The organism is Pseudorhodoplanes sp. (genome assembly GCF_035565795.1).
GTDB lineage: Bacteria > Pseudomonadota > Alphaproteobacteria > Rhizobiales > Xanthobacteraceae > Pseudorhodoplanes.
Genome location: NZ_DATMRV010000124.1, coordinates 21,754 through 29,602 on the forward strand (window position 1 = coordinate 21,754; position 7,849 = coordinate 29,602).

Sequence of the window (7,849 nt, forward strand, 5' to 3'; positions counted from 1 at the left end):
CGAGCGGAGCTGTTACGGCTCGACCGCATCCGAACCGACGAACGCGATCCGCAACATGTTGGTCGCGCCCGGCGTGCCCAGCGGCACGCCCGCAACAATGATGACGCGGCGTCCGGCTTTTGCGAAACCGTCGGCGAACGCGATCCGGCAGGCGCGCTCCACCATGTCGTCCTGGTCATGCGCGTCTTCCGCGACCACGCAATGCACGCCCCAGACGAGTGAGAGCCTGCGCCCGGTGGCAACATTCGGCGAGATCGCGACCACGTGCGGCTGCGGCCGCTCGCGTGCAACGCGGAACGCTGTCGAACCGGAGAAAGTCCAGCAGATGATGGCGGACAGATCGAGCGTCTCGGCGATCTGGCGCGCCGCCGCGGCAATGGCGTCGGCGCCGGTCGGCTCCGGCTCTGCGCGCTGCCCCTGGATGACAGCGCGATAGGTCGGATCGCGTTCGACCTCTTCGGCGATCCGGTTCATGGTCGCAACGGCTTCAACCGGATATTGGCCGGCAGCCGATTCCGCCGACAGCATGATTGCGTCCGCGCCTTCGAACACCGCGACCGAAACGTCAGACACTTCGGCGCGCGTCGGCACTGGGCTGGTGATCATCGATTCCAGCATCTGGGTGGCAACGATGACCGGCTTGCCGGCGCGGCGTGCTGCGCGCGTGATCTGCTTCTGGATGCCCGGGACTTTTTCAAGCGGGAGTTCGACGCCGAGATCGCCACGCGCGACCATCAGCGCGTCGGACGCTTCCATGATCTCGTCGAGCCGCGTCACCGCTTGCGGCTTCTCGATCTTGGCCATCACCATCGCGCGGCCGCGCGTGATCTTCTTGGCTTCTGCGATGTCCTCCGGCCTCTGGATGAAGGACAGCGCAAGCCAGTCGATGCCGGCATCGAGCGCGGCCTCAAGGTCGGAGCGATCCTTCGGTGCGAGCGCGGAAAAAGGGAGCGTGGTCTCGGGAAGGCTCACGCCCTTGCGGTCGGACAGCTTGCCGCCGACTTCGACCTGCGTGCTCAACCGTCCGGGCTCGGAGGCGGTACAGCGCAGCCGCACCTTGCCATCGTCGAGCAGAAGGGTCTGACCCGGTTGTGCGGCCTGGAGAATTTCCGGATGCGGCAGGTACACGCGTGCGGCGTCACCGGGTGCGACATCGGAATCGAGAACGAAGCTGTCGCCCTTTTTCACAACAACCGAACCGCCGTCGAAGGTGCCGAGCCGCAATTTCGGTCCCTGCAGATCGACGAGAATGCCGATCGGGCGACCGGATTCCTTCTCGACCGAGCGGATCATCGCAACGAGTTCGCGCATGCGCTCGTGCGAGGTGTGGCTCATGTTGATGCGGAAGACGTCGGCGCCGGCCTCGAACAGCCGGCGGATCATGACTCGGTCCGATGACGCAGGGCCAAGCGTGGCGACGATCTTGGTCCGGCGCTGTCGTCTCATCGTCGAGGAGTTCCCGTTGCGGGCGGCGGAATGGTGAGCGGCGAGCGCGTGCCAGTCTGCGGCAATGTGAAGGATGGTGCGCCTGGAGTGAAAGGCGACTGGTCGGATGTCTCGGTCAATTGCACGGTCCAGGACCGCTGCTCGCCGGTATCCACTTCGAAAAAGCCGGTTCGATCAAAGCCGCGCGCAAGGCAGTCTTCGGTCCCGCGGATCGTGAATTCCTTCTCGCGCGAACACATGAATGCCTTGCCCGACCACTCGCCGCCGCGATCATAGTCGATGGCATAAACATAATAATATCGTGCGACGAGATTGCCGCGCAGCAGCGTCTCGCAGGATCGCGGGCCGAGATTCCACCAGCCTTCCGTGACCCAGCCCTCATTGTCCTTGTAGCCGAGCGCAATGCCAACCTTGCCGCTGGTGTTGTTGCAGAGGCGGAAATCGGCCGAGGCCGGCTCGCCCATGAAGCCGACAAGCGTCGCGGCGAGCGCAAGCTTGCACATGCCGGCAGAGCCGAGCAGACGGATCGGAAATGGAAGGGGTAATCGGATCACGGTCGTCAGATCAATCCATCAGGCGCCGTAAACGAGCTAAGTAACTGTTCTGCCGTGATTTTTTGCGCCGTGTCAACGTTCGTCCACCATGATCGCACGGAAATCATTCACGTTGGTAAAGGTTGGGCCCGGCGAAATAAGGTCTCCGATACCAGCAAAGAAAGCTGTCGAATTGTTGTCCGCGAGGCAACCAGCCGGGTCAAAGCCCGCCGCGCGGGCGCGCGTCGCCGTCTGCCCGTCGACATAGGCTCCGGCCGGATCGTCGGCCGAACCCGCCCCGCCGTCCGTGCCGTCCGTATCTCCTGCGAGCGCGGCGATACCCGAAATCCCGTCGAGTTCCGTCGCGAGCGCCAGAGCGAATTCCTGGTTGGGGCCGCCGCGGCCATTGCCACGAATGGTCACGGTCAGTTCGCCGCCCGACAGAATGACCGCACGCTTGTTCGCAGCTTTGAGTTCGCGCGCGAGCCTGGCTTGCTCCGCCGCGACGTCGCGCGCTTCGCCTTCAATCCGGTCGCCGAGAAAGATGCAGTCCCGCCCCGAGGCCCGGACGGCGGCTTCCGCAGCTTTGAACGCGTCGAGCGGCCGCGCGGCCATGTGATACTGCGTGTGCCGGAACGCGATGTCGTCCGGCTTCGGTGACTCGTTCGCGGGATCGTTCAGCGCGGCCACCACGGCATCGGGCAAATCGAGGCGATAGCGCGCGACAATGGCGCGTGCGTCAGCGAGCGTACTGGGGTCGGGGACGGTCGGTCCGGATCCGATGACCGCAGGATCGTCGCCTGGAACATCCGAGATGCCGATGGTGACAAGCTTCGCGGGATAGGCGTGACGGGCGAGACGGCCGCCCTTGATGCGCGATAGATGCTTGCGCACGGTGTTGATCTCGCCGATCGACGCGCCGGAGCGAAGCAGCGCGCGTGTGACCGCTTGCTTCGATTCAAGCGAAAGACCTGCCGCAGGCGCGATCCAGTTCGCAGAGGCGCCGCCCGACATCAGAACGAGGACGAGATCGTCTTTCGTCGCGCTGTCGGCGAGTGTCAGCGTGCGTGCTGCGGCGTCGAGGCCGGCCTGATCCGGCACCGGATGACCAGCTTCGATCATTTCGACAACGCGCAGCGGCCTTCCATAGCCGTGGCGCGCAACGGCAATGCCGGTCAGCCGATCGCTCGAAAATCCGCGATCGAGGTAATGTGCCTCCGCGACTTCGGCCATCGAGCCAGCGGCCTTGCCCGCAGCCAGCAGGATCAATCGTCCGTTTGCCGGCGCCTCAGGCAATAGCGGCGGCAGGCAGCGCCGCGGATGCGCCGCCGCGATCGCGGTCTGGAACAGCCGCTCCAGAAATTCACGATGCGATGTCATGGCAGGCTACCTGCTGCGGTGTTGCGTGGCCGCGCGATCCATATGCCTGCGAGGATCAGGATGCCGCCGAGCCACTGCATGGGTGCGAGCGCTTCGTGAAGGATGATCCAGGCGAACAGGGCGGCTGCGACAGCTTCGAGGAAAATCACCAGCGACGAGAATGGCGCGGGCAACGTACCGAGCGCGAAGGCGAGCAAGCCCTGGCCCGCGACCTGGGAGATCAGCGCGAGTGCAACAAGTACCGTCCATCCGTGGGCCGATTGCGGCAGCAAGCGTGGTTCGTAGGCATATGCCACGACGAACAGGATGACGGTGGTGATGGCGGCCGAGATGAATGACAGCGTGCCTGTCGGCACCTCGCGGCGGGCCGCACGCAACGCCAGCATGTAGCCGGCAAAGAAAACCGCGGTGACGATCCCGTAGAAGTCGCCGGTCAGCCGTTCGGGCGCAAATCCATAGCTGTGTCCGACCAGCGCTGCGCCGCCGATCAGGCACAGCGCCAGACCTGCGATCCCACGTTGCTGGATCCGCTCGCCGAGCAGGAACCATGCTCCGGCCACCACAAATAGCGGCGCGGTGGTTGCGAGGAAGGTGGCATTCGCGACGGTGGTCGCAAGGATCGCCAGATGCCAGAAGAACAGGTCGCCCGCGAACAGTACGCCGGACAACCAGACCGCGCGGTTTGAGGTGACAGGTCGCGGCGCGGCGGCTTTCTCCGTCAGCGCCCAGATCGCGAGGAAAGGCAGGGCGAGCGCCGTCCGCCAGAAGGCGCTGGCGAAGGGGCCGACATCGGCCATCCGCACGAACAAGGGCGACGCGCCCATTGCGATCGCGCCCAGCACCAGGGCCGCAAGCGCGGCGCCCTCGCGACGGCGATCGGCGAGTGACGTGGCAGGGAGGGACATGAGGCGGCCGGCTTCCGTTCGAGTGTGCTTTTATGGTCCAGATCGGCCCAAGTCACCCGCCCAGGACAAATCGGCCGACGGCCTTCACAATGGCAATCGTGTGCGGGCGGCCCTATCTTGGCGGGAAATCCACGTTACGAGGTTCCCATGGACGACCAGACCCGCCTTGAGCTCGAAGCAGCGGCCTTCCGCCGCCTGGTTTCGCATCTGCGCGAGCGGACCGACGTTCAGAATATCGACCTGATGAACCTGGCCGGCTTCTGCCGGAACTGCCTCTCCAACTGGATGAAGGAGGCTGCCGATCAAAAGGGCGTCCCGCTGTCGAAGGACCAGAGCCGGGAGGCCATCTACGGCATGCCCTACGAGGAATGGCGCGCGAAATACCAGAAAGAGGCCTCTCCCGAGCAGAAGGCGGCGTTCGAGAAGTCCCACCGCCATTGATGGCGCGGCAGGCAGGGGCTGCCGGACTTTTGACCTTTGCGAATCGGGAGCCTGTGCCTAGATTCGATGCATCGTTAACAACCGAAAGGAGGTGATCCAGTGTCTCATTGTCTATCGCCGCAGACGCGGAGGCTTGTGAACTGGTCCCTCGGCTCGTTCGAGGACGCGGCCGCCTGAGAAAAGCGGTAACGACCAGTCCGAGAAACCGGGCTGCGGTTTGACAATGGAAGGGCCGTCCGAAAGGGCGGCCCTTCTCCTTTGAAGGGCTCCAGGAAAACCCCATGCCCCGCCATGCGCCTTTTGCAGATGTCCTTTGTTTTGTTGACGAATCCGCGATTTTCCGGGTGCAAAAAGTTTGATTTTTTGCAATGCAGCAGGATCGCCACCTGACTTTGATACGGTAATGAGCGCATTCAACAGGGAACAGGTTCTCTCGGTCCGGCACTGGACCGACACGCTGTTCAGCTTCACCACCACCCGCGATCCCGGTTTCCGCTTTCAGAGCGGGCAATTCGCCATGATGGGCCTCGAGGTCGAGGGCAGGCCGCTGTTGCGCGCCTACAGCATGGCCAGCGCCCATTACGAGGAGAACCTGGAGTTCTTCAGCATCAAGGTTCCGAATGGCCCGCTGACCTCGCGCCTGCAGAAGATCCGCGAGGGAGACATCATCCTGGTTGGCCGCAAGGCCACCGGCACGCTGATCCTCGACAATCTGCTTCCGGGGTCGCGCCTTCTTCTCCTGTCCACGGGCACCGGCCTTGCGCCGTTCGTCAGCCTTGTCAAAGACCCTGACGTCTACGAGCGCTACGAGAGCATTGTCCTCGTCCATGGCTGCCGCCAGGTCTCCGAGCTCGCCTATGGCGAGGAAGTGGTCGAGCGCCTGCGCGGCGACGAGATGTTCGGCGAGATGCTCGAAGGCAAGCTGCACTATTATCCGACGGTGACACGCGAGCCCTTCCGCAATCGTGGGCGTATCACCGACCTGATTTCGACCGGCAAACTGTTCGACGATATCGGGCAGCACCGCCTCTCGGTCGAGACCGATCGCGTCATGCTGTGCGGCAGCCCCGGCATGCTGGAAGACCTTCGGAACATGTTCGAGACCGAAGGTTTCTCCGAAGGCAACCACAGCGAGCCCGGCCACTTCGTGGTCGAGAAGGCGTTCGTGGAGCGTTAGCCGCACGCGCGGCGAGGCATCGCGAGGTTGAAAAGACCGCCCCCGGCGGTCTTTTTCTTTTGTCGCGCGCGCTTCGCCGGTTGCGCGGGCGAGGGCGGCATCGGTTGGCAACGTTGGGTCATTTCAAAAATCATCCCGCCGCATTTGCTAACCTCGGGTCGCATCCGTCACCGGAGCTGGAACCGCCCGCATGTCGATCTATGGATTGAACCGCCTTTTCACGCCGCGATCGATTGCGATCGTCGGGGCCAGCCCGAAACAGTCGTCGCTCGGTGGCGCGGTCTTTGCCAATGCGCTCGCCGCCGGCTTTCGCGGCCGTATCGATCCGGTCAATCCGAAACACGACGCGATCGGCGGACGGCGCTGCTTTGCCTCCATCGATCAACTCGACGCCGTGCCGGATCTTGTCGTGGTCGCGACGCCGGCGCCGACAGTGCCTGCCATCGTCGAGGTGGCGGCGACGCGCGGGGTCGGGGCGGCGGTCGTGATCAGCGCCGGACTGGGGCACGGCGAAGGCTCGCTGGCGGAGAGCATGCATGAGCCCGCGCGCGTGCACGGCTTGCGCATCATAGGTCCGAATTGCCTTGGCGTGATCGCGCCGCATGTCGCGCTGAATGCAAGTTTCGCCGCGGTCACGCCGCATGCGGGTTCGCTGGCGGTGATCTCGCAGTCGGGTGCCGTCGCCGCGGCGATGGCGGAATGGGGCCTGCGCCACGACATCGGATTTTCGGCGATCGTGTCGGTCGGCGACCAGATCGATGTCGATGTCGGCGATCTCCTGGATTTCTTCGCGCTGGATCAGCGCACCCACGCGATCCTGCTCTATGTGGAGTCCGTGAAGGACAGCCGGAAGTTCATGTCCGCTGCACGCGCCGCCGCGCGGGTGAAGCCGGTCGTGGTCATCAAGTCCGGCCGTCATGACGAGGGCAAGCGTGCGGCTGCCACCCATACCGGTGCGCTGGCCGGATCGGACGCCGTCTACGATGCGGCATTTCGCCGGGCCGGCCTGTTGCGGGTGAACGGCATGAGCGAATTGTTCGCGGCCGCGCAAACGCTCGCTTTTTGCCGTGGCGTGGCCGGCAACCGGCTCGCAATCCTGACCAATGGGGGCGGCTTCGGCGTGCTGGCGGTCGATAGCCTGGTCGATCAAGGCTACCGGCCGGCGGAGCTGGCGGCCGAAACGATGCAGCGGCTGAACGCCACGATGCCGCCGCTCTGGTCGCATGCCAATCCGGTCGACATCATCGGAGATGCCGATGCGGCACGCTTCACGGCCGCGGTCGAAGCGCTGATCGAGGATTCTGGGAACGACGCCATTCTGGTGCTGAACGTGCAGACGGCGCTTGCGTCATCGCTCGATACGGCGAAGGCGGTCCGCGATGTCATTGCCGCCGAACGGTCGCGTCGGTTTAGTCCGAAGCCCGTGCTGACATCATGGATTGGCGCGGCGGACGAGGTCGAAAAGGTGTTCCGTGCCGCGCGGATCCCGCATTACGAGACCGAGATCGAGGCGATTGGCGGCTTTGCGCATCTCGCGCGCCGTCATGAGTTGCTGCAATCGCTGATGGCGCGCCCGGCCGCTGCACCCGACGATTTCACGGGCGACGAAAAGGCCGTGCGCACAATCGTCGAGGTTGCGCGCAGCGATGGCCGCGACTGGCTCGATCCGTTCGAAACCGATGCGGTATTGCGGGCTTACGGCATCCCCACGGTTCCGTTGCGCAAGGCCGCGGACGCCGCCGAGGCCGCCGAAACGGCCCGTGAATTCATTGCGCAAGGCCATCCGGTCGCGGTGAAAATCCTGTCCCGCGATATCCAGCACAAGTCCGACGTCGATGGGGTGAAGCTCAGCCTCACCAGCGAAGCCGATGTGCGGGCGGCGGCGGAGACCGTGATTGCCAATGCGCGCCGGTTGAGGCCGAAGGCCCGGATCGACGGTGTGATCGTGCAGCCGATGATTACGCGGC

Annotated in this window: 7 protein-coding genes; 3 read left to right on the top strand and 4 right to left on the bottom strand. The window is 64.5% G+C overall.

Going from position 1 to position 7,849, the window contains the following annotated elements; translation table 11 throughout:
• Nucleotides 1–12: 12 nt before the first annotated feature.
• The 4 genes from pyk to VNZ93_RS11890 all read right to left on the bottom strand — a co-directional run bounded on the left by pyk (nt 13) and on the right by VNZ93_RS11890 (nt 4,264).
• Complete coding sequence (gene pyk, locus VNZ93_RS11875; protein WP_325704774.1) at nt 13–1,446, bottom strand: pyruvate kinase; 1,434 nt, start codon at nt 1,444–1,446, stop codon at nt 13–15.
• On the bottom strand, nt 1,443–1,949 hold the full coding sequence (locus VNZ93_RS11880; RefSeq protein ID WP_325704790.1) for a DUF1036 domain-containing protein: 507 nt from the start codon (nt 1,947–1,949) through the stop codon (nt 1,443–1,445). The genes pyk and VNZ93_RS11880 overlap by 4 nt, the downstream gene beginning before the upstream one ends.
• A gap of 123 nt (nt 1,950–2,072) precedes the next feature.
• Nucleotides 2,073–3,359, bottom strand: coding sequence for a glycerate kinase (locus VNZ93_RS11885; protein ID WP_325704777.1), 1,287 nt, complete (start codon nt 3,357–3,359; stop codon nt 2,073–2,075).
• Nucleotides 3,356–4,264: a DMT family transporter gene (locus VNZ93_RS11890; protein ID WP_325704779.1), complete on the bottom strand. Its 909-nt coding sequence runs from the start codon at nt 4,262–4,264 to the stop codon at nt 3,356–3,358. The genes VNZ93_RS11885 and VNZ93_RS11890 overlap by 4 nt, the downstream gene beginning before the upstream one ends.
• 147 nt (nt 4,265–4,411) lie before the next feature.
• Here VNZ93_RS11890 and VNZ93_RS11895 point away from each other — a divergent pair, with 147 nt between their 5' ends.
• From VNZ93_RS11895 to VNZ93_RS11905, 3 genes are all read left to right on the top strand, one after another.
• Nucleotides 4,412–4,705: a DUF1244 domain-containing protein gene (locus tag VNZ93_RS11895; protein WP_325704782.1), complete on the top strand. Its 294-nt coding sequence runs from the start codon at nt 4,412–4,414 to the stop codon at nt 4,703–4,705.
• Nucleotides 4,706–5,108: 403 nt separating this feature from the next.
• A complete protein-coding gene (locus tag VNZ93_RS11900) occupies nt 5,109–5,882 on the top strand; it encodes a ferredoxin--NADP reductase (RefSeq protein WP_325704785.1) in 774 nt (257 codons plus the stop codon).
• Nucleotides 5,883–6,072: 190 nt separating this feature from the next.
• The coding region (locus tag VNZ93_RS11905) for an acetate--CoA ligase family protein (protein WP_325704787.1) at nt 6,073–7,849 on the top strand (1,777 nt) is incomplete at its 3' end.

Excerpts from the sequence above, each read along its gene's own strand:
- pyk (WP_325704774.1), bottom strand. The coding sequence starts at position 1,446 with ATGAGACGACAGCGCCGGACCAAGATCGTCGCCACGCTTGGCCCTGCG.
- VNZ93_RS11880 (WP_325704790.1), bottom strand. The coding sequence starts at position 1,949 with ATGTGCAAGCTTGCGCTCGCCGCGACGCTTGTCGGCTTCATGGGCGAG.
- VNZ93_RS11885 (WP_325704777.1), bottom strand. The coding sequence starts at position 3,359 with ATGACATCGCATCGTGAATTTCTGGAGCGGCTGTTCCAGACCGCGATC.
- VNZ93_RS11890 (WP_325704779.1), bottom strand. The coding sequence starts at position 4,264 with ATGTCCCTCCCTGCCACGTCACTCGCCGATCGCCGTCGCGAGGGCGCC.
- VNZ93_RS11895 (WP_325704782.1), top strand. The coding sequence starts at position 4,412 with ATGGACGACCAGACCCGCCTTGAGCTCGAAGCAGCGGCCTTCCGCCGC.
- VNZ93_RS11900 (WP_325704785.1), top strand. The coding sequence starts at position 5,109 with ATGAGCGCATTCAACAGGGAACAGGTTCTCTCGGTCCGGCACTGGACC.